The sequence below is a fragment of the Dactylosporangium sp. McL0621 genome (assembly GCF_049995355.1).
Taxonomy (GTDB): domain Bacteria; phylum Actinomycetota; class Actinomycetes; order Mycobacteriales; family Micromonosporaceae; genus Dactylosporangium.
In genome coordinates, this window is sequence record NZ_CP188259.1 from 1,815,369 (window position 1) to 1,835,058 (window position 19,690).

Sequence of the window (19,690 nt, forward strand, 5' to 3'; positions counted from 1 at the left end):
TCGAGGCCCTGATGGAGAGCGGCCGGCGGGGGGAGACTGCCGGCCGCTCCTCCGCGTAGATCCACAAAGGACGGACGTTTCGGTGCGGCCTCGGGCGCCGCCCGGCCCCGGCCTGACACAATGGGGGTGTGACCCCCCGCGAGATCGTGCTGCTGGGATCGACCGGATCCATCGGTACGCAGGCCATCGACATCGTCAAACGCAACCCGGACCGATTCCGGGTCGTGGCGATCGGCGCCGGCGGCGGCAACGTCGCCCTGCTCGCCGCCCAGGCGCTCGAGCTCGGCGTGGAGGCCGTCGGGGTCGCCCGGGCCAGCGTCGCCCAGGATCTCCAGCTCGCCTTCTACGCCGAGGCGCAGCGCCGCGGCTGGGCCACCGGCGACTTCAAGCTCCCGAAGATCCTCGCCGGCCCCGACGCGATGACCGAGCTCGCCCAGTGGCCCGGCGACACCGTGCTCAACGGCGTCGTGGGCTCCCTGGGCCTCGCGCCCACCCTCGCCGCCCTGCGCGCCGGGCGCACCCTCGCGCTGGCCAACAAGGAGTCGCTGGTAGCCGGCGGCCCCCTGGTGCGTGCGGCGGCGAAGCCGGGGCAGATCGTCCCGGTCGACTCCGAGCACTCGGCGCTCGCCCAGTGCCTGCGCGGCGGCGCCCGCGGCGAGGTACGCCGGCTGGTGCTCACCGCCTCCGGCGGGGCGTTCCGCGGCCGGACCCGCGACCAGCTGCGCGACGTGACCGTCGCCGAAGCGCTCGCCCACCCCACCTGGAACATGGGCCCCGTCGTCACCATCAACACCGCCACCCTGGTGAACAAGGGGCTCGAGGTGATCGAGGCGCACGAGCTGTTCGCCGTGCCCTACGCCGACATCAGCGTCATGGTCCATCCGCAGTCGGTGATCCACTCCATGGTCGAGTTCGCCGACGGCTCCACACTCGCCCAGTGCAGCCCGCCCGACATGCGCATCCCGATCGCCCTCGCGCTCGGCTGGCCCGACCGGGTCGCCGACGCCGCGCCGGCGGTCGACTGGACCCAGGCCCACACCTGGGAGCTGCGGCCCCTCGACGAGGAGGCGTTCCCGGCGGTCGCCCTGGCCAAGGCGGCCGGCGCGGCCGGGCACTGCCGCCCCGCGATCTACAACGCCGCCAACGAGGAGTGTGTGGCCGCGTTCACAGCCGGTGATCTGCCCTTCCTCGGCATCGTGGAGACGCTCGAGCGGACCCTGGCCGAGGCACCGGATTTCGCGGAACCAGGTACCGTCGATGACGTGCTCGCCGCCGAGTCCTGGGCGCGGGCCCACGCCCGTGCGCTCATCGCCGCGGGCGCCGACCGGAGAGGGGCCGAATGACCTTCGTGCTGGGGATCGTCCTGTTCGCACTGGGCATCCTGATCGCCGTCGCGATCCACGAGGCCGGACACTTCTGGTCCGCCCGCTGGTTCGGCATGAAGGCGACCCGCTACTTCATCGGCTTCGGCCCGACGATCTTCGCGTTCAAGCGTAACGGGGTCGAGTACGGGCTCAAGGCGCTCCCGTTCGGCGCGTTCGTCAAGATCGTCGGGATGACGCCGCAGGAAGAGGACATCGACCCCGAGACCGGCAAGTCCGGGGCCGACGACCCGAAGGCCATGTGGCGGTTCCCCGTGTGGAAGCGCACGATCGTCATGGCCGCCGGCTCGATCACGCACTTCGCGCTGGCCCTGATCACGCTGTGGATCCTGTTCTCGTTCGTCGGCATCCCGGATGGGAGCAAGGCCAACCAGGTGCCCGTGCGCGTCGGCTCGATCAGCCAGTGCGTCAGCCCGACGTTCCAGTACGACCCGAGCACGAAGAGCCAGAAGCCCTGCGACCCGAACAGCGACCCGCAGAGCCCGGCCGCCCAGCTCGGCCTGCGGCCCGGCGACGTCATCCTGGCCATCGACGGCCGGTCCATCGGCGGCAACCAGGCGCTGCGCGACGAGCTCAAGTCCGACGTGGGCAAGACCGTGACGGTGCAGTACAAGCGGGGCGAGCAGACCCTCAGCGGGACCGCCGCGATCCCCGAGGCCCAGCGGGTCAAGTCGACAATCGACCCCAACAAGACCGCCGACCAGATCACGCCGGACGACCTCGAGCGCGGCGGCATGCTCGGCATCACGGTCGACATCCGCAGCAGCGACCTGCCGACCCTGCGCTACGGCCCGGTCGACGGGGCGAGCCAGACCGCGTCGGCCACCGCGACGCTTGTCGAGCGCACGTTCGCGTCGTTCAAGCAGATCCCCGAGCGCATCCCCAACCTGTTCAAGGCGATCCTCGGCGAGAAGCGCGACCCGAACACCCCGGTCAGCGTCGTCGGCGCCAGCCGCATCGGCGGGGAGCTGTTCGAGCTCGGGGACTGGGCGTCGCTGCTGTCGCTGTTCGCCACCCTGAACCTGTTCTTCGGCATCTTCAACCTGTTCCCGCTGCTGCCCATGGACGGCGGGCACATCGCGATCGCCTGGTTCGAACGGGTCCGCTCGTGGATCGCCGCCCGCCTGGGCAAGCCCGATCCCGGTCGGGTCGACTACTACAAGCTGGCGCCGCTCACCCTGGCCGTGATAGGTGTCCTCGGCGTCTTCGTCCTGCTGACGGTGACCGCCGACTTCGTCAACCCGATCACGCTGAAGTAAGACCTCTTTCGCGAAGGTAAGGGTCCAATTCATGACCGTAGTCAGCCTCGGCCTGCCCGCCCTACCGCCGCCCGCGCTGGCGCCCCGGCGCAAGTCCCGCCAGATCATGGTGGGCTCGGTCCCGGTCGGCGGCGGCGCCCCGGTCTCGGTGCAGTCGATGTGCACCACGCTCACCGCGGACGTCAACTCAACGCTGCAGCAGATCGCCGAGCTGACCGCGTCCGGCTGCCAGATCGTCCGGGTCGCGGTGCCGAGCCAGGACGACGTCGAGGCGCTGCCCGCGATCGCGAAGAAGTCGCAGATCCCGGTGATCGCCGACATCCACTTCCAGCCGAAGTACGTCTTCGCCGCCATCGACGCCGGCTGCGCCGCGGTCCGCGTCAACCCGGGCAACATCCGCCAGTTCGACGACAAGGTCAAGGAGATCGCGAAGGCGGCCTCCGGCGCCGGGGTGCCGATCCGCATCGGCGTGAACGCGGGCTCCCTCGACAAGCGGCTGCTGGAGAAGCACGGCAAGGCGACCGCCGAGGCGCTTGTCGAGTCGGCGCTGTGGGAGTGCTCGCTGTTCGAGGAGCACGGCTTCCGCGACATCAAGATCTCCGTGAAGCACAACGACCCGGTCGTGATGATCCGGGCGTACCGGCAGCTGGCCGAGCAGTGCGAGTACCCGCTGCACCTCGGCGTCACCGAGGCCGGCCCGGCGTTCCAGGGCACGATCAAGTCCTCCGTCGCCTTCGGCGCGCTGCTCGCCGAGGGCATCGGCGACACCATCCGGGTCTCGCTCTCCGCCCCGCCGGTCGAGGAGATCAAGGTCGGCCAGGCGATCCTCGAGTCCCTGGGCCTGCGCGAGCGCGGCCTGGAGATCGTCTCGTGCCCCTCCTGCGGGCGGGCCCAGGTCGACGTGTACACCCTCGCCGACCAGGTCAGTGCCGCGCTCGACGGCTTCCCGGCGCCGCTGCGGGTCGCCGTGATGGGCTGCGTCGTCAACGGCCCCGGCGAGGCCCGCGAGGCCGACCTGGGCGTCGCCTCCGGCAACGGCAAGGGCCAGATCTTCGTCAAGGGCCAGGTCATCAAGACGGTGCCCGAGTCGCAGATCGTGGAGACCCTCGTCGAGGAGGCGCTGCGGCTGGCCGAGGAGATGGGCGTGGAGCTGCCCGAGGAGCTGCAGGGCCTCGGCCCTTCGGTGACCGTGCACTGACGTTCGTCTCCGCCGCTTCACCGGGGCGTGGGGTATGTGCAGCCATCTTCGGCTGGATCTGGCAGGCTGGTAGACATGCTGACGGTGGCTGCGCGGCTGCTCGGCGACGCCGAGCGGGGATCGGTCGAACGCCTGCTCGATCGGGACCCGTTCGGGGGTGCCCAGGTGACGGAGCGGGTCTCCATGGCCGGGCTCGCCTGGTGGCGGCAGGACGCGCGGATCTTCGGGTACGGCTCCCGCCGCAACCTCGAGTCGCTGTGCTGGGTCGGGGCGAACCTGATCCCCGTGCACGCCACGTCCGCCGCCGTCGCCGCCTTCGCCGAGATGGTCGCCGGCGAGCCGCGCGGCTGCTCGTCGATCGTGGGTGCGGCCGACGCGGTCCTCGGGCTCTGGTCGCACCTCGCGCCCACCTGGGGCCCGGCCCGCGACGTGCGCCCCAACCAGCCGCTCATGGCGATCAGCAGCCCGTCGCCGATCGCGCCCGACCCGAACGTCCGCCTCGTGCGCCCCGACGAGATCGACATGCTCTTCCCGGCGGCCGTCGCCATGTACACCGAGGAGGTCGGGGTCTCGCCGACCGCCGACGGCGGCGAGCGCTCCTACCGCGAGCGGATCGGGGAGCTGGTGCGGGCCCGGCGGGCGTACGCGCGCTTCCACCACGGCAAGGTCGTGTTCAAGGCCGAGCTCGCCGTGGTCACCCGGCACACCGCCCAGATCCAGGGCGTCTGGACCGACCCGGAGCTGCGCGGGAACGGCCTCGCGACGGCCGGGATCGCGGCCGTGGTGCGCGATGCGTTGCGCCGCGTGGCACCATCGGTCAGCCTGTATGTGAACGACTACAACCTGTCTGCCCGCCGTGTGTACGAACGCTGCGGATTTGAGCAGGTTGGCACGTTCGCGACGGTACTGTTCTGATTATCCTTTTCCGGGTTCACGTGGGGGCGGTCGCATGGGTCAGATGATCCGGCAGATCGGGCCGAACACGACTCGCTACTACTGGTACCCCGGCGACAAGAAGGAGTGGCTGCGCGCCCTCGTCGCCGTGGTCTCCGGCGGCGCCGTGCTGGGGCTGGGGTACTTCTTCACCCGCAGCTGGCTCGCCGCCACCGTGCTCGGGCTCTCCGTCGCGGCCGGCGTCGCCGGCTTCAACTTCGGCCGCCGCGACCTCGCCGCCGCCGATGAGCTCAACGCCCGTACCCCGCGCCGCGAGGCCGCCTCGGCCGCGGGCCGCGCGGCGTGGCGGGGCCTCGTGCAGGGCGGCGTGGTCGGGTTCGCGGCCCTGATCATCGTGCACCTCCCGGCGACCGGGGTGGTCGCGGACTGGCTGCTGCCGCTGGCCCCCGGCGTCGCCTTCGGGCTGGCCCGGCAGGCGGCGCTGGTGGCGGGCCGGCTCAGCCACGAGTCGACGAAGGCCACGCAGTTCGTGGGGTCGGACGCGACGCGGCGCCTCTCGGAGGACGGGGCCGACCCGCTCGACCCGCTCGATCGCCAGCCGTCCGGGGTTCGCGCGGACGCGGGCCCCGGCGACCGGCACGGGTCCGGGGTCCGCGCCGACGCCGATGCCACGCGGCGGATTGATCCGGACGAGACGCTGTCACACTCCGGCCCGCTCTCGCAGCCCACAGAGGACGTCCGCCGTTCGTGAGCCGGGCGCGGCCGTGTAGAAGACCACGCGCTGCCCGCTGTCGTCGGCGTGGAGCACCTGGCACTCGAGCTCGAGGTCGCCGTACTGGGGATGGGGCAACGTCTTGACCGTGGTCCGCCGCACGCAGACGTGGTGCTGGTTCCAGCGCCGGGTGAACTCGGGGCTGGCCGCGTGGAGCCGTTCGATCAGCGCGCGGATGCCCTCGTCGTCCGGGTACCGCACGGACGCGGCCCGCAGATCGGCCACCGACTCGTCGGCGAACGACCGGAACTCGGCACTGGCGCCCGGGCCGATCGGCATCGGCCCGCAGAACGCATTCCAGATCATGTTCCGCTCGGCCGGAGGCTCGCCCATGAGCCGGATCGCCATCTGATTCCAAGCGAGCAGGTCGTACTTCGCATCGATGACGAACGCGGGCGTGTCGTCGAGGCGCTCGAGCAGGTGCATGATCCCGGCGGGCACGACGCGACTGGCCCCGGCGGGCGGCCCGGGCTGCTCGCCGGCGAGCCGGAAGAGGTAGGCCCGCTCGTCCTCGAAGAGCCGCAGCGCGCGGCCGAGCGCGGAGAGCACCTGGCGCGACGGGTGGGGCCCGCGGCCTTGCTCGAGCCGTGCGTAGTAGTCCACCGAGATCCCGGCGAGCTGGGCGACTTCTTCGCGGCGAAGCCCGGGCGTGCGGCGCCGCACGCCGACGGGGAGGCCGGCCTCGGCGGGGCCCACTCGTGCGCGCCGGTCCTTGAGGAACTCGGCCAGCTGTACCCGGTTCATGCTTCCCATCGTGCGCGACCGAGCGGCGCCGAACCAGGGACCACCAGTCCGATGTTCGGCTGCGTCTCTGCTGTCTGAGCGGGCCGACCCCTGTTCGACCTGCACCGACTGTGCGCCGACGTCGCGTCTGCGCCCGGGTTGGCGAGGCTCGGCCACGTCCGCCGATCCGGGGCTGGGCGCCCGTGCCCTCCTGCCACGTGCCTCGTCGTCCGTCCCTCGCGGGCTTGTCGGTTCGTCCCTCGCGCCCGCGCGTGGTGCTCCGCCCGGGCCCCGCGCGTCGCGCCTCACCTACGCGTCGTGCCGCGTCCGCGCGCCGTGCGTCGTGCCGCGTCCGCGCGCCGTGCGTCGTGCCGTGCCGCGCCCCGCGCGCCGTGCCGCGCCCCGCGCGCCGTGCCGCGTCCGCGCGCCGTGCGTCGTGCCGCGCCGTGCCGCGTCCGCGTCCGCGTCCGCGCGTCGCGGCGTGCCGCGTCCGCGCGTCGTGCCTCGCGCCGTGCCGCGCCGTGCCGCGTCCGCGTCCGCGCGCCGTGCGTCGTGCCGCGCCCGCGCGTCGTGCCGCGTCCGCGCGTCGTGCCGTGCCGCGTCCGCGCGTCGTGTGCTGGGCCACCTACGCGGCCGTGTGCTGGGTCGCGTCCGCGCGCTGCGTCCGCGCGTCGTGCCGTGCCGCGTCCGCGCGTCGTGTGCTGGGCCACCTACGCGGCCGTGTGCTGGGTCGCGTCCGCGCGCTGCGTCCGCGCGTCGTGCCGTGCCGCGTCCGCGCGTCGTGTGCTGGGCCACCTACGCGGCCGTGTGCTGGGTCGCGTCCGCGCGTCGTGCCGCGTCCGCGCGTCGTGCCGTGCCGCGTCCGCGCGTCGTGCGCCGTGCCGCGTCCGCGCGTCGTGCGCTGGCCGCCCACGCGGCCGTGGGCTGAGTCGCGTCCGCGCGCTGCGTCCGCGCCCCCCGTCCGTCTGGCCTGCTTATCCGGCTCGCATTCACCGCTCACGGCCGCGTCCGCGCGTTGGGTTTGGCGGCGTTGACAGGGACTGGCGGTCCGCGGTTCGTTGCGTCTCTCCCGCCGTCGCGTCCGAGCGGCGACGGTTTACGCATGACGACCAAGACCGCCCTCGTCACGGGGGCCAACAAGGGCATCGGCCTGGAGATTGCCCGGGAGCTGCGCGCCCTCGGGCTGCATGTGCTCGTCGGCGCGCGCGACCCGCTGCGCGGCAAGGAGGCGGCCGAGGCCCTCGGCGCCGACTTCCTGCAGCTCGACGTGACCGACCCGGACTCGATCGCCGCGGCGGCCGCGCAGGTCGAGGTGCTCGATGTGCTGGTCAACAACGCGGGCGTGCTGCTCGAGCGCGGGGCGCTCCCGAGCGTGACGCCCGTGCAGATGTTGCGGGACGCGTACGAGGTGAACGTCTTCGGCGTCGTCGCCGTGACCAACGCCTTCCTGCCGGCCCTGCGCCGCGCGGAGACGGCGCGGATCGTGAACCTCGGCAGTGGCCTGGGCTCGCTGCACTTCGCGGCGGACCCGGCGCACGTGTACGCGCAGAACCCGCTGCTGGCCTACAACTCGTCGAAGTCCGCCCTGAGCGCGGTGACGCTGGCCTACGCCAACGAGTTGCGGGGGACGTCGATCAAGGTGAACGTCGCCGATCCCGGGTACTGCGCGACAGACCTGAACTTCCACTCGGGCCCGCGCACCCCGTCCCAGGGCGCCATCGCCGCGGTCCGCCTGGCGACGCTGCCCGCGGACGGGCCGACGGGCGGTTTCTTCGACGAGGACGGCTCGGTGCCGTGGTGATTCGCCGCCGCTGACCGACCCGCGGGCGAGCGGTAGTGGCGCTTTTGCGTGTGCGGGGCTGCGTGACGGGGGCGCAGCGCTTCCGCGCGTGAGGGGAGTGCCTGACGGGATTGCGCTGTTCGGGGGCGCATTGCGAACGCCTCCGTGCGGACGGTGGTGCGTGGCGGGTTTGCGCTGTTCGGGGCGGATTGCGGCGCCTCCGCGCGGAACGGGGCGGGGTAGGCGGCCTCCGCGCGGGAACGGGGCGGGTGACCCGCTTCCGCGCGGGAACGGGGCGGGGTGACCCGCCTCCGCGCGGAACCGGGCGGGGTACCCGGTGCGGTGTTGGCCGTCGGCTGGCCTTGGCGTGGTGCGGGCGTCATAGGTGGGTGCGGGCGTGGCGTAGCCAGGCGGCGGCGGCCGGGCTCGCTGGGACGGTGTGGCGCCAGGTCAGGCCCAGGCGGCCGCGCAGGTCCGGGTTCGTTATGCGCAGCGGGTGCAGGTGGGGGCGGTGCCTGGCGATCGATGCCGGCAGGATGGCGATTCCCAGGTGGCGCGACGCCAGTTGTTCCACCACCTGTGGTGAGCCCGCCTCGAAGGCCACGCGCGGGGTGAAGCCCGCCTCCGCGCACGCGGCGTCCAGGATCGCTCGGATGCCGCCTCCGCGCGGCAGGCAGATGAGGGGGCGGTCGCGGAGTTCGGTCAGCCGTACCGTTTCGCGGCCCGCCAGCTCGTGGCCCTCCCACACCGCGGCGTCGATCGCCTCGTCGCTGATCACGTGGTCGTCCAGGCCCTCGGGCACCCGCGCGTAGGCGACGATCGCCGCGTCCAGGGTGCCCTCCCGCACCGACTCGATCAGGCGGTCGTTCACGTCCTCGACCAGCGTTATCTCCACGTCCGGCCAGCTCGCGTGGAAGCCGGCGAGGAGGGTGGCTAGGTCGACGGTGTGGGAGCTGACGGTACCGACGGCCACGCGGCCGCGCGTCAGGCCCGCCAGTTCGTCGACCGCCTGGCGGGCGCTGTCCACGGCGGCCAGGGCCGCCCTGGCGTGGGGGAGTACGGCCTCGCCCGCCGCGGTGATGCGTACCGAGCGCGTCGTGCGGTCGAGCAGCGGCAGGCCCAGCTCGCGTTCGAGCTTGCGGATCTGGGCGCTGACCCCGGGCTGGGCGACGCGTAGGCGCGCGGCCGCGCGGGTGAAGCCGCCCTCCTCGACCACGGCCAGGAAGTACTCCAGCTGATGCAGTTCCATAACCACCGATTCTAAATGCAGGACAAGATAGGTCTTGGTGTTCTGGATCGGCCGCGGGACGGTGGAGGCATGAACGCGAAGACTCCGGAAGATCTGTCCCGTCTGTTCGTCGAGCGCGCCAATGCCGGCGACGCCGCCGGGCTGGCCGCGCTGTACGAGCCCGATGCCGTCCTCGCCTACCCGCCGGGCAGCACCACCGTGGGGCGCGCGGCCATTCAGGCGGTCTGCGAGGAGATGCTCAAGCACGTGCCGCACTTCGAGCTGGAGGAGGCGCTGCCCACGATCCATCAGGGGGATCTGGCGCTGACCTCGACCAAGCCGAAGGACGGCACGGGCGGACGCGTCCAGGTGGTTCGGCGCCAGCCCGACGGTACGTGGCTGCGCGTCATCGACCGGCCCGAGCAGTAGACGCCGCCTCCGCGTCCGAGCGCCCGCCCACCGGTGAGGCGCTCGGACGCGTCCGCGCGTGAGATGCGAAGACGAGGGCCCGGATGTAGAGCGAGAGTGTGGGGCGCGGAAGTGGCGTGCGGGTTCGGGGTGCGGGAGCGGAAAGAGGCGTGCGGGTGCGGCGCGCGGTGTAGGGCGCGGGAGCTTAAGCGCGGAGCGTGAGGGGCGGGAGCGTAGGCGCGGAGCGTGAGGGGCGGGAGCGTAGGCGCGGGGTGTGAGGCGCGGGAGCGCAGGCGCGGGGTGTGAGGCGCGGGAGCGCAGGCGCGGGGTGTGAGGCGCGGGAGCGCAGGCGCGGGAGCGCAGGCGCGGGGTGTGAGGCGCGGGAGTGCAGGTGTCGCGCGGCGGAGCGGGTGACGGCGGCGGACCTGACGTGCGCCCGCGCGAGTGGGCGTGACGTGCGCCCGCGCGAGTGGACCGCGACGTGCGCCCGCGTGAGTGGACCGTCCAGCCGAAGATTCGAGCGGCGTCGACGAGACCGATGGACCCGGGTGACCCGGCAGCGCAGCGCCGCCGAGAGTGGTCGCGCAGCGGCCATGGGGGGTGCGGGGTGGGAACCCCCCGCCGCGCCGCCAGGCGCAGATAAATGGTCTGCCCGTAGGCCTAATGTTTCCGGTCTGTAAACGTGAGGATGGCTCTTGACGAGCGGCTGAAGGGAGCGTTAACTCGGGGCACCATGACGCCGATCACTTTGGACCTGCCGGGTTAAAGGCCTGGCTTCGCCCGAATTCGGCCGGCGTTATCGCGGCGAAGGGGCCGGATGTCATGAGCGCGGTGCCGTCCATCGCGGACCTGCTGGAGCGGGTCCCGTCGTGGATGGGCCGCGCGGTCGAGTGGCAGCGGCTCGCGGGTGGGCTCTCCCATCACGTGTACCGCGTCGACGTCGACCGGGTGCCGTACGTGCTGCGCGTGCTCGAGCCGAAAGTGCACGAAGCGGGGCTCGGCATCGCGCCCGAGCGGGAGATCGCCAACACCGAGGTGGCCGCCGGGACGGTCGGGGCTCAGGTGTACGCCACGCTGCCCGACGTGCCCGCGATCGTGCTCGAGTTCCTGCCCGGGCGCACGCTCGGGGCGGCCGAGGTGCGCATGCCCGCGGTGATCCCGGCGCTCGCGACCGCGTGCCGGAGGCTGCACGCCGGGCCCGCGTTCGGCAACGACTTCGACATCTTCGAGAAGCGGGCCGAGCTGCTGGAGCGGTGCCGGCGGCACGACCTGCCGTTGCCCGCGGGGTACCTGGACCGCGAATCCACAGTGGAGGTGCTGCGGGCGGCGCTGAGCAAGGAGCCCCTGCCCGCCGTACCGTGCCACAACGATCTGCTGGCGGAGAACTTCATCGCCACGTCCAGCGGCGTGCGCATCATCGACTACCAGCTCTCCGGCAACAACGACCCCGCGTTCGAGCTCGGCGACATCGCCGCCGAGGCGGACTACGACCCGGACCTGACCGGCCTCCTGGCCGGGGCCTACTTCGGCGCCGAGCTCACCCCGGCGCTGCTGGCTCGGGTCCGGCTGTTCCACATCGTGTCCAACGTGACCTGGGCCCTGTGGTTCACCGTCCACCATGGACTCCTCGCCGCCGCCCGCGGCGAGGACCCGGTGGGCTTCGACTACGCGGCGGAGGCGGCCGAAAAGTGGGGCCAGGCGCGTAACGCGCTCGACGACCCCGCGCTCGGGCGCCTGCTGGGCACGGTGACCGGAAGGAATCCCCTCACCCCCAACCCCTAAATGAGGAGGTGCCATGTCGGCATCGCCGACCCAGGCCGGCCTACCGCTCGAGGACGATGACGAGAAGCGGCTCGCCGAACTGGGCTACAAGCAGGAGCTGCACCGCAAGTGGAGCGGCTTCTCCAACTTTGCCATCTCGTTCTCCATCATCTCGATCCTCGCCGGCTGCTTCACGACCTTCGGCCAGGCCTGGATGAACGGCGGACCCGTCGCCATCTCGTGGGGCTGGCCGCTGATCTCGATCTTCATCCTCATCATCGGCTTCTGCATGTCGGAGCTGGTCTCGGCGTACCCGACGGCCGGCGGTATCTACTGGTGGGCGGCCCGGATGGGCAAGCCGGTGCACGGCTGGTTCACCGGCTGGCTCAACCTGGTCGGGCTCGTCGCGGTCACCGCGTCGGTCGACTACGGCTGCGCCACGTTCTTCAGCCTGGTGCTCGACGCCTACAGCGGGTGGGACAGCACCAACCTCAACCTGACGTTCCTGCTGTTCGTCGTGATCCTGGCCGCGCACGTGGCCATCAACATCTGGGGTCACAACATCATCGACGTGCTGCAGAACGTCTCGGTGTGGTGGCACGTGGCGGGCTCGGCCGTCATCGTGCTGATCCTGATCTTCGTGCCCGAGAAGCACCAGAGCCTGTCGTTCGTGTTCACGGAGCGCTTCAACAACTCCGGGTACTCCGACGCCACGTACTGGTTCCTGGTGCTGCCGTTCGGTTTCCTTCTCACGCAGTACACCATCACGGGCTTTGATGCTTGTGCCCACGTGTCGGAGGAGACGAAGGGCGCGTCGAAGGCGGCCGCGCGCGGGCTGTGGCAGTCCATCTTCTACTCCGCGATCGGCGGCTGGATCCTGCTGCTGTCGTTCCTGTTCGCCGCGACCCACGTGGACGAGATCACCAAGGCCGCCGGGTTCTCCGGCGCGATCTTCGAGACCGCGCTGAGCCCCGGGTTCTTCAAGGCGGTCATCGTCATCTCGACCATCGGGCAGTTCTTCTGCGGCATGAGCTGCGTGACGAGCATGTCCCGGATGACGTACGCGTTCAGCCGCGACCGCGCGGTGCCGGGCTGGCGGTTGTGGTCCAAAGTGGACCGCAACGGCACGCCGGTCAACGCGATCATCGGCGCGGCCTTCGCCGGCCTCGTGCTGACGCTGCCCGCGTTGTACAAGAGCCCGACCGGCGCGCCGACCGCGTTCTACGCCGTCGTCTCCGTCGCCGTCATCGGCCTCTACGTCGCGTTCCTCATCCCGATCTACCTGCGGCTGCGGATGGGCGACAAGTTCGTCCCCGGCCCCTGGACGCTGGGCAGCAAGTACAAGGTGCTCGGCTGGATCGCGGTGGTGGAGATCGTTATCGTGTCGATCTACTTCATCCTGCCCTTCACGCCGACCGCGATCCCGGGCCACGAGGGCTTCACCTGGACCGCGGTCAACTATGCCCCGATCGCGATGATCATCGTTATCGGCGGGGCGGCACTGTGGTGGGTGCTCTCGGCCCGCAACTGGTTCCACGGCCCGATCCGGACCATCGATCAGGCCCTGGCCGAGGACACGGCCGCCGCGCAGGAGTAAGGGATGATGGTCTCCGGGCCGGCCGCCGCGATGGCCGGCCCGGAGACTATCGGGGAGGTCGGATGCCGGTGGCGACGGAGCCGCTGTCGGGAGTGCCGATGTGGCGCCCGGTTCGGGGCGGCAACGCCTTCGAGATCACCGTTGCCCGGCTGGCCCAGGCGATCCGGCTAGGCCTCGTGCCGGTCGGCGAACGGCTCCCGCCCGAGCGGGAGCTGGCCGAGCGGCTGCAGGTCAGCCGGGTCACGCTGCGGGAGGCGATCGCGGCGCTGCGCGAGGCGGGGTTCCTCGAGTCGCGCCGCGGCCGCTCCGGGGGGACCTTCGTCGTCCGCTCCACCGGCGAGCCCGGCGGGTCGGGCGAGGGTCAGGTCCAGGACGCCACGGCCCTGGCCCGGGAGATGGGCGACAGCCTGCACGACGCGCTGGACTTCCGGCGGGTGCTGGAGCCGGGCGCGGCCGCGCTGGCCGCGACCCGGGCGCTGTCCGCGGCCGACCGGGCGCACCTGGTGGCGTGCCTGGCCGCCGCGCGGGTGCGCGACCCGCTGACGCGGCGCGTCAACGACTCGCGGCTGCACCTGGCGATCGCGGCGGCCAGCGGCTCCACCTCGGTGGCGGCCTCCATCGCCGACGTCCAGCTGCGCCTCGACCGGCTGCTGGCCGCGATCCCGGTGCTGCGGCGCAACCTCGACCACTCCGACGCCCAGCACGAGCGGGTGGTCGAGGCGATCCTGGCCGGCGACCCGGCGGTGGCCCGCAGCGAGATGGAGCAGCACTGCGACGGCACCGCAACGCTGTTGCGCGGCCTGCTGGGTTGAGTTTATGGTTTGGTACTAGACCTTTAGGGGAAAGCCGATGTTGACCGTCGAGCAGCTGCGCATCGCCATCGAAGAGGGCGACATCGACACCGTCATCGTGGCCGTCACGGACATGCAGGGGCGGCTGCAGGGCAAGCGCTTCCACGCCGGGCACTTCGTGGCCGACGTCATCGCACACGGCACCGAGGGCTGCAACTACCTGCTCGCCGTCGACGTCGACATGAACACCGTCGAGGGCTACGCGATGTCCTCGTGGTCCGGCGGCTACGGCGACTTCGCGATGATCCCGGACTTCGCCACGCTGCGGCGCGTCCCCTGGCTCCCCGGCACCGCGCTCGTCCTCGCCGACCTGCAGCTGCTCGCGGGCGGGCCGGTCACCGCGTCGCCGCGCCAGGTGCTGCAGGCCCAGCTGGGACGGCTGCGCGAGGCCGGCTACAGCGCGTACACCGGCACGGAGCTGGAGTTCATCGCCTTCCGTGAGTCCTATGAGGACGCGTTCCGCAAGGCGTACCGCGACCTGACGCCGGTGACCCTCTTCAACTCCGACTACTCGCTGCTGCAGACCGCCCGGGTCGAGCCGCTGCTGCGCCGGATCCGCAACGAGATGGCCGGGGCCGGGCTGACCCCGGAGAGCGCCAAGGGCGAGTGCAACCTCGGCCAGCTCGAGATCGCGTTCCGGTACGACGCCGCGCTGCCCAACGCCGACGGGCACGTGCTCTACAAGAACGGCGCCAAGGAGATCGCCGCGCAGGAGGGCGTCTCCATCACGTTCATGGCCAAGCCGAACGCGCGGGAGGGCAACTCCTGCCACATCCACTTCTCGCTGCGCTCGGCCGACGGGCGCTCCGCGGTGGCCGGCGACGGCGAGCACGGCGTGTCGCCCATGTTCCGCAGCGCGATGGCGGGCATCCTCGCGACGCTGCGCGAGTTCACGCTCTTCTACGCGCCGAACATCAACTCGTACAAGCGCTTCCAGGAAGGCTCGTTCGCGCCGACCGCGGTGCGCTGGGGCCTGGACAACCGCACCTGCGCCCTGCGCCTCGTCGGGCACGGCGCCTCCATGCGCGTGGAGAACCGGGTGCCCGGCGCCGACGTGAACCCGTACCTCGCCATCGCCGCCCTGTGCGCGGGCGCGCTGCACGGGATCCGCAACGGGCTGGAGCTCGAGGACGTGTACACCGGCAACGCCTACCAGGACGCGGACGCCCCGCGGGTGCCGGCCACGCTGCGGGAGGCCCTCGCCCTGTGGGAGGGCAGCGAACTCGCGCGGGCGGCGTTCGGTGAGGACGTCGTCGCGCATTACGCCAACATGGCGCGCGTCGAGCTGGCAGCGTTTGACGCGGCGGTGACCGACTGGGAGCTCGTGCGCGGCTTCGAACGTCTCTAAGGGGTAAGTACATGCACGACGTCATTTCGCCGGTCGACGAGCAGGTCGTGGCGACGGTCCCGTCGCTCACGGAGGCGGAGACCGACGCCGCGATCGAGCGCGCCCACGCCGCGTTCGCCACGTGGCGCGCGGTCGCGCCGGGCGACCGCGCGCGCCTGCTGCGCCGCTTCGCCGCCGTGGTCGACGCGCACAACGAGGAGCTCGCGCGGCTCGAGGTGCGCAACGCCGGGCACACCATCGGCAACGCCCGCTGGGAGGCCGGCAACGTCCGCGACGTCCTGGACTACTACGCGGGCGCGCCCGAGCGGCTCAGCGGCCGCCAGATCCCGGTCGCCGGCGGCCTGGACGTCACCTTCTACGAGCCGCTGGGCGTCGTGGGCGTCATCGTGCCCTGGAACTTCCCGATGCCGATCGCCGGCTGGGGCTTCGCGCCCGCGCTGGCCGCCGGCAACACGGTGGTGCTCAAGCCGGCCGAGCTCACCCCGCTGACCGCGATCCGCCTCGGCGAGCTGGCCCTGGAGGCGGGCCTGCCCGAGGGCGTTTTCACGGTACTGCCGGGCAAGGGTTCGATCGTCGGGCAGCGCTTCGTCACCCACCCGCTCGTGCGCAAGGTGTGCTTCACCGGCTCCACCGAGGTCGGCAAGCGCATCATGGCCGGCTGCGCCAAGCAGGTGAAGCGGGTAACGCTGGAGCTGGGCGGGAAGAGCGCCAACATCGTCTTCGCCGACGCCGACCTCGACAAGGCGGCCGCGTCCGCGCCCGGTTCGGTGTTCGACAACGCCGGCCAGGACTGCTGCGCGCGGTCGCGGCTGCTGGTGCAGGCGAGCGTGTACGACGAGTTCATGGCCCGGCTCGAGGAATCGGTCAAGGCCTTCCGCTGCGAGGACCCGGCCCTGGAGTCGGCCCAGATGGGCCCGCTCATCTCCGCCGGGCAGCGCGACAGCGTGCGCTCCTACGTGGACGACGACGCGGTCGCCATCCGCGGCAGCGCCCCGGACGGCCCCGGCTACTGGATGGCGCCGACCGTCCTCACCGCGCGGTCGGCGCAGGACCGCCACTGGCGCGAGGAGATCTTCGGCCCCGTCCTGTCGGTGCTGTGCTTCGCGGACGAGGACGAGGCGGTCCAGCTGGCCAACGACACCGAGTACGGCCTGTCCGGCTCGATCTGGACGCGTGACCTCGGCCGCGGCATCCGCGTCGCCCGCGGCGTGGAGACCGGCGCCCTGAGCGTGAACTCGCACTCCTCGGTGCGGTACTGGACCCCGTTCGGCGGGGTGAAGCAGAGCGGCCTCGGCCGCGAGCTCGGCCCGGACGCGCTCGCCGCGTTCTGCGAAGTCAAGAACGTCTTCTTCAGCACGGAGGTATAGGTGCAGCCACGTCTGCAGGACCGCGTCGCGGTCATCACCGGTGCCGGCAGCGGCATCGGCCTGGCGACCGCGCGCCGGTTCGCGTCCGAGGGCGCGAAGGTGGTCGCGGTCGACCTGAACGAGGCGGCCGGCAAGGCGGCCGCGGAGGAGGTCGGCGGCGAGTTCGTGGCCGTCGACGTCGCCGACGAGGCCGCGGTCAAGGCCCTCTTCGACGGCGTCGTCGAGCGCCACGGCCGCCTCGACATCGCCTTCAACAACGCCGGCATCTCGCCGCCCGAGGACGACTCCATCCTCGACACCGGCATCGAGGCGTGGGAGCGCGTGCTGAAGGTGAACAGCACGAGCGTGTACTTCTGCTGCAAGTACGCCATCCCGCACATGCTCGCCCAGGGCCGGGGCTCCATCATCAACACGGCCAGCTTCGTGGCGCTGCTCGGCGCGGCGACGTCGCAGATCGCCTACACCGCCTCCAAGGGCGCCGTGCTGTCGATGACCCGCGAGCTGGGCGTGCAGTTCGCCCGGCAGGGCATCCGCGTCAACGCGCTGTGCCCCGGGCCGGTCGCGACGCCGCTGCTCATGGAGCTGTTCGCGAAGGACCCGGAGCGGGCCCAGCGGCGCCTCGTGCACGTGCCCATGGGCCGCTTCGGCACGCCCGAGGAGATCGCGGGCGCGGTGGCGTTCCTGGCCAGCGACGACGCCTCGTTCATCACCGCCTCGTCGTTCATCGTCGACGGTGGCATCACCGGCGCCTACGTGACCCCGCTCTAGTCCGATGACCCGACCGATCGTGGGAATCAGCGCGTACGCGGAGCCGGCGCGCTGGGGCGTCTGGGACACCCGGGCGGTGCTGGTGCCGGAGGCCTACGTGCGGATGGTCCGCGCGGCCGGGGCCCGGGCCGTGGTGCTCCCGCCGGACGAGCAGGACGACGCGAAGGAGCTCATCGGGCGCCTCGACGCGCTCGTGCTGGCCGGGGGCGCCGACATCGAGCCCGGCCGGTACGGCGCGGACGCGCACCCGGCCACGCGGACGCGGCCCGACCGCGACGCCGGCGAGCTGGCCCTGCTCACCGCCGCGCTGGAGGCCGACCGCCCCGTGCTCGGGGTGTGCCGGGGGATGGAGCTGCTCGCCGTCGCCTACGGCGGGTCGCTGATCCAGCACCTGCCGGACGTGCTCGGCAGCGAACGGCACCAGCCGGCGCCGGGCGTGTACGGCACGCACCCGGCCCGCTTCGCCCCCGGCTCCCGCGCGGCGCGTGTGTTCGGGGCGACGGCGGAGGTGAACTCGTACCACCACCAGGCCGTCGGCTCGCCGGGCGCGCTTACCGTGACCGGGTGGGCCGACGACGAGGTCGTCGAGGCGGTCGAGGACCCCGCGAAGCGCTTCGTGCTCGGCGTGCAGTGGCACCCGGAGGAGGCGGGCGACGTCCGCCCCTTCGCCGCCCTCGTCGCCGCCGTCTGATCGGTAGGTTGGACACATGCGGATCGGGTTCGGGCTGCCGGTGTCGGGAACATGGGCCACGCCGGAGCGGTTGGGGCGCTTCGCGAAGGCGGCGGAGCACCAGGCGTACGACTCCCTCTGGACCTTTCAGAGGCTGTTCGTCGGGGTCGATCAGGCGGTCGACCCCGTGTATCGCAGCGTGCTGGACCCGCTCGTGGCGCTCGGCTTCGCCGCGGCGTGCACCGAGACCGTCCGGCTCGGAGTGGCGGTCGTCAACCTGCCGTTCGTGAGCCCGGCGTACCTGGCCAAGCAGGTCGGCTCGCTCGACGTGCTCAGCGGCGGGCGGGTGGACCTGGGGCTCGGCACCGGATGGTCGGAGGCCGAGTTCGCCGCCACCGGGGCGAGCGGGGAGCGCCGGGCCGCGCGGACGCGGGAGTTCGTGGCGGTACTGCGCACGCTCTGGCGCGACGAGGTCAGCGAGTTCGACGGCGAGTTCTACACGCTCCCGCGCGGGCGCATGGACCCGAAGCCGGCCCGGGAGGGCGGGGTGCCGATCCTGCTCGGCGGCTCGGTCCCGGCCGCCCTGAGCCGGGCCGGCGAGATCGCCGACGGCTGGGTGTCGCGCAGCGCGCACGACCTCACGCAGATCGCCAAGGACGTCGCGCTCGTGCGCGCGGGCGCGGAGAAGGCCGGCCGCGACCCGGACGAGGTGCGCATCGTGTGCCGCGCCGTGCTGTTCCGGCCCGGGCGCGAGTTCCTGGCCGGTTCGTGGGAGAAGATCCGCGAGGACGTCGCCTGGCTGGGCACGCAGGGGGTCACCGAGATCTTCTACGACCTCAACTTCGACCCGACGATCGCCGGGCCCGACGTCGATGCCGCCGCGGCCGAGGACCGTGCCCTGGACATCCTGCACAACCTCACCCCGCGAGGGCTAAGTTGAGGTCATGTCGCGACCGGTCATCGGCCTGACCACGTACGCCGAGGAAACCCGCTTCGGCCTCAACGACACCTTCTCCGCGGTCCTGCCGCTCTCGTACGTGCACGCGGTGCACGTCTCGGGCGGCCGGGCGGTCCTGGTCACCCCCGACGACCCGGACGCCGACGTGCTCGACGGCCTGCACGGCATCATGTTCACCGGCGGCTCGGACGTGAACCCGGACCTGTACGGCGAGCCCCCGCACGCCACGACCAAGGTCAAGCCGGAGCGCGACGCCGCCGAGCTGCTGCTCATGCGGGCCGCGCTCGAGGCCGACCTGCCGCTCTTCGGCATCTGCCGCGGCATGCAGCTCATGTGCGTCGCCTACGGCGGGCGGCTCCACCAGCACCTGCCCGACGTGCTCGGCCACCACAACCACCGGCCGGTGAGCGGGCCGAAGTTCGGCGAGCACCCGGTGCGGCTCTCGCCGGGCTCGCGGGCCGCCGCGGTCCTGGGCGACGCGGTGATCGTCAACTCGTTCCACCACCAGGGCTGCGCCGACCCGGGGCGGCTCGCGCCGACCGGCTGGTGCCCGGAGGACAACCTCATCGAGGTGGTGGAGGACCCGGCGAAGACCTTCGCGGTGGGCGTGCAGTGGCACCCGGAGGACACCACGGACTTCCGCCTCTTCGAGGCCTTCGTAGCCGCCGCCGCGGCTTACAGGGAGCAGGTGGCCACACGGCCCTAACCCCTGCTACCTTCGTGCAG

The 19,690-nt window shown here is 72.2% G+C and carries 18 protein-coding genes; 16 read left to right on the top strand and 2 right to left on the bottom strand.

Annotated features, from left to right (window positions below; translation table 11 throughout):
- Positions 1-146 precede the first annotated feature (146 nt).
- The 5 genes from dxr (at position 147) to ACPPVO_RS08355 (ending at position 5,484) form a co-directional block, all read left to right on the top strand.
- Positions 147-1,343: a 1-deoxy-D-xylulose-5-phosphate reductoisomerase gene (gene dxr, locus ACPPVO_RS08335; protein ID WP_426514575.1), complete on the top strand. Its 1,197-nt coding sequence runs from the start codon at positions 147-149 to the stop codon at positions 1,341-1,343.
- Entirely contained in the window at positions 1,340-2,641 is a 1,302-nt protein-coding gene (locus ACPPVO_RS08340; RefSeq protein WP_426510648.1) for a M50 family metallopeptidase, read from the top strand. The genes dxr and ACPPVO_RS08340 overlap by 4 nt, the downstream gene beginning before the upstream one ends.
- Positions 2,642-2,672: 31 nt before the next feature.
- Positions 2,673-3,839: a flavodoxin-dependent (E)-4-hydroxy-3-methylbut-2-enyl-diphosphate synthase gene (ispG, locus tag ACPPVO_RS08345; RefSeq protein WP_426510649.1), complete on the top strand. Its 1,167-nt coding sequence runs from the start codon at positions 2,673-2,675 to the stop codon at positions 3,837-3,839.
- 75 nt (positions 3,840-3,914) lie between these two features.
- On the top strand, positions 3,915-4,754 hold the full coding sequence (locus ACPPVO_RS08350) for a GNAT family N-acetyltransferase (RefSeq protein ID WP_426510650.1): 840 nt from the start codon (positions 3,915-3,917) through the stop codon (positions 4,752-4,754).
- A 43-nt stretch (positions 4,755-4,797) separates the two neighbouring features.
- Positions 4,798-5,484, top strand: coding sequence for a hypothetical protein (locus tag ACPPVO_RS08355; RefSeq protein WP_426510651.1), 687 nt, complete (start codon positions 4,798-4,800; stop codon positions 5,482-5,484).
- Here ACPPVO_RS08355 and ACPPVO_RS08360 read toward each other — a convergent pair.
- Positions 5,434-6,249, bottom strand: coding sequence for a helix-turn-helix transcriptional regulator (locus ACPPVO_RS08360; protein WP_426510652.1), 816 nt, complete (start codon positions 6,247-6,249; stop codon positions 5,434-5,436). The two genes, ACPPVO_RS08355 and ACPPVO_RS08360, sit on opposite strands and share 51 nt — an antisense overlap.
- Before the next feature lie 1,081 nt (positions 6,250-7,330).
- On the opposite strand from ACPPVO_RS08360, the gene ACPPVO_RS08365 reads away from it, so the two are divergent.
- Positions 7,331-8,029, top strand: a complete 699-nt coding sequence (locus tag ACPPVO_RS08365) for an SDR family oxidoreductase (RefSeq protein WP_426510653.1) — start codon at positions 7,331-7,333, stop codon at positions 8,027-8,029.
- 358 nt (positions 8,030-8,387) lie between these two features.
- Here the strand turns inward: ACPPVO_RS08365 and ACPPVO_RS08370 are convergent, their stop codons facing one another.
- A complete protein-coding gene (locus ACPPVO_RS08370; protein ID WP_426510654.1) occupies positions 8,388-9,257 on the bottom strand; it encodes a LysR family transcriptional regulator in 870 nt (289 codons plus the stop codon).
- Between the two features lie 69 nt (positions 9,258-9,326).
- On the opposite strand from ACPPVO_RS08370, the gene ACPPVO_RS08375 reads away from it, so the two are divergent.
- From ACPPVO_RS08375 to ACPPVO_RS08420, 10 genes are all read left to right on the top strand, one after another.
- Positions 9,327-9,665 (top strand): YybH family protein, encoded by a 339-nt coding sequence (locus ACPPVO_RS08375; RefSeq protein WP_426510655.1) that lies wholly within the window; start codon positions 9,327-9,329, stop codon positions 9,663-9,665.
- A gap of 801 nt (positions 9,666-10,466) precedes the next feature.
- On the top strand, positions 10,467-11,426 hold the full coding sequence (locus tag ACPPVO_RS08380; protein WP_426510656.1) for a phosphotransferase: 960 nt from the start codon (positions 10,467-10,469) through the stop codon (positions 11,424-11,426).
- Positions 11,427-11,439: 13 nt separating this feature from the next.
- Positions 11,440-13,002 (top strand): amino acid permease, encoded by a 1,563-nt coding sequence (locus ACPPVO_RS08385; RefSeq protein WP_426510657.1) that lies wholly within the window; start codon positions 11,440-11,442, stop codon positions 13,000-13,002.
- A gap of 62 nt (positions 13,003-13,064) precedes the next feature.
- The gene (locus tag ACPPVO_RS08390) at positions 13,065-13,814 is read left to right on the top strand and encodes a FadR/GntR family transcriptional regulator (protein WP_426510658.1); all 750 of its coding nucleotides are present in this window, start codon (positions 13,065-13,067) and stop codon (positions 13,812-13,814) included.
- Positions 13,815-13,851: 37 nt separating this feature from the next.
- The gene (locus tag ACPPVO_RS08395) at positions 13,852-15,201 is read left to right on the top strand and encodes a glutamine synthetase family protein (RefSeq protein ID WP_426510659.1); all 1,350 of its coding nucleotides are present in this window, start codon (positions 13,852-13,854) and stop codon (positions 15,199-15,201) included.
- A gap of 11 nt (positions 15,202-15,212) precedes the next feature.
- The gene (locus tag ACPPVO_RS08400) at positions 15,213-16,568 is read left to right on the top strand and encodes an aldehyde dehydrogenase family protein (RefSeq protein ID WP_426510660.1); all 1,356 of its coding nucleotides are present in this window, start codon (positions 15,213-15,215) and stop codon (positions 16,566-16,568) included.
- Entirely contained in the window at positions 16,569-17,336 is a 768-nt protein-coding gene (locus ACPPVO_RS08405; RefSeq protein WP_426510661.1) for a 3-oxoacyl-ACP reductase, read from the top strand.
- A gap of 4 nt (positions 17,337-17,340) precedes the next feature.
- Entirely contained in the window at positions 17,341-18,027 is a 687-nt protein-coding gene (locus ACPPVO_RS08410; protein ID WP_426510662.1) for a gamma-glutamyl-gamma-aminobutyrate hydrolase family protein, read from the top strand.
- A gap of 16 nt (positions 18,028-18,043) precedes the next feature.
- Positions 18,044-18,946: a TIGR03619 family F420-dependent LLM class oxidoreductase gene (locus tag ACPPVO_RS08415; protein WP_426510663.1), complete on the top strand. Its 903-nt coding sequence runs from the start codon at positions 18,044-18,046 to the stop codon at positions 18,944-18,946.
- Positions 18,947-18,950: 4 nt separating this feature from the next.
- Positions 18,951-19,670 (top strand): gamma-glutamyl-gamma-aminobutyrate hydrolase family protein, encoded by a 720-nt coding sequence (locus tag ACPPVO_RS08420; protein ID WP_426510664.1) that lies wholly within the window; start codon positions 18,951-18,953, stop codon positions 19,668-19,670.
- Positions 19,671-19,690: the final 20 nt, after the last annotated feature.

Coding starts and splice junctions, on each gene's coding strand:
- ACPPVO_RS08340 (WP_426510648.1), top strand. CDS start 1,340: ATGACCTTCGTGCTGGGGATCGTCCTGTTCGCACTGGGCATCCTGATC.
- ispG (WP_426510649.1), top strand. CDS start 2,673: ATGACCGTAGTCAGCCTCGGCCTGCCCGCCCTACCGCCGCCCGCGCTG.
- ACPPVO_RS08350 (WP_426510650.1), top strand. CDS start 3,915: ATGCTGACGGTGGCTGCGCGGCTGCTCGGCGACGCCGAGCGGGGATCG.
- ACPPVO_RS08355 (WP_426510651.1), top strand. CDS start 4,798: ATGATCCGGCAGATCGGGCCGAACACGACTCGCTACTACTGGTACCCC.
- ACPPVO_RS08360 (WP_426510652.1), bottom strand. CDS start 6,249: ATGAACCGGGTACAGCTGGCCGAGTTCCTCAAGGACCGGCGCGCACGA.
- ACPPVO_RS08365 (WP_426510653.1), top strand. CDS start 7,331: ATGACGACCAAGACCGCCCTCGTCACGGGGGCCAACAAGGGCATCGGC.
- ACPPVO_RS08370 (WP_426510654.1), bottom strand. CDS start 9,257: ATGGAACTGCATCAGCTGGAGTACTTCCTGGCCGTGGTCGAGGAGGGC.
- ACPPVO_RS08375 (WP_426510655.1), top strand. CDS start 9,327: ATGAACGCGAAGACTCCGGAAGATCTGTCCCGTCTGTTCGTCGAGCGC.
- ACPPVO_RS08380 (WP_426510656.1), top strand. CDS start 10,467: ATGAGCGCGGTGCCGTCCATCGCGGACCTGCTGGAGCGGGTCCCGTCG.
- ACPPVO_RS08385 (WP_426510657.1), top strand. CDS start 11,440: ATGTCGGCATCGCCGACCCAGGCCGGCCTACCGCTCGAGGACGATGAC.
- ACPPVO_RS08390 (WP_426510658.1), top strand. CDS start 13,065: ATGCCGGTGGCGACGGAGCCGCTGTCGGGAGTGCCGATGTGGCGCCCG.
- ACPPVO_RS08395 (WP_426510659.1), top strand. CDS start 13,852: ATGTTGACCGTCGAGCAGCTGCGCATCGCCATCGAAGAGGGCGACATC.
- ACPPVO_RS08400 (WP_426510660.1), top strand. CDS start 15,213: ATGCACGACGTCATTTCGCCGGTCGACGAGCAGGTCGTGGCGACGGTC.
- ACPPVO_RS08410 (WP_426510662.1), top strand. CDS start 17,341: ATGACCCGACCGATCGTGGGAATCAGCGCGTACGCGGAGCCGGCGCGC.
- ACPPVO_RS08415 (WP_426510663.1), top strand. CDS start 18,044: ATGCGGATCGGGTTCGGGCTGCCGGTGTCGGGAACATGGGCCACGCCG.
- ACPPVO_RS08420 (WP_426510664.1), top strand. CDS start 18,951: ATGTCGCGACCGGTCATCGGCCTGACCACGTACGCCGAGGAAACCCGC.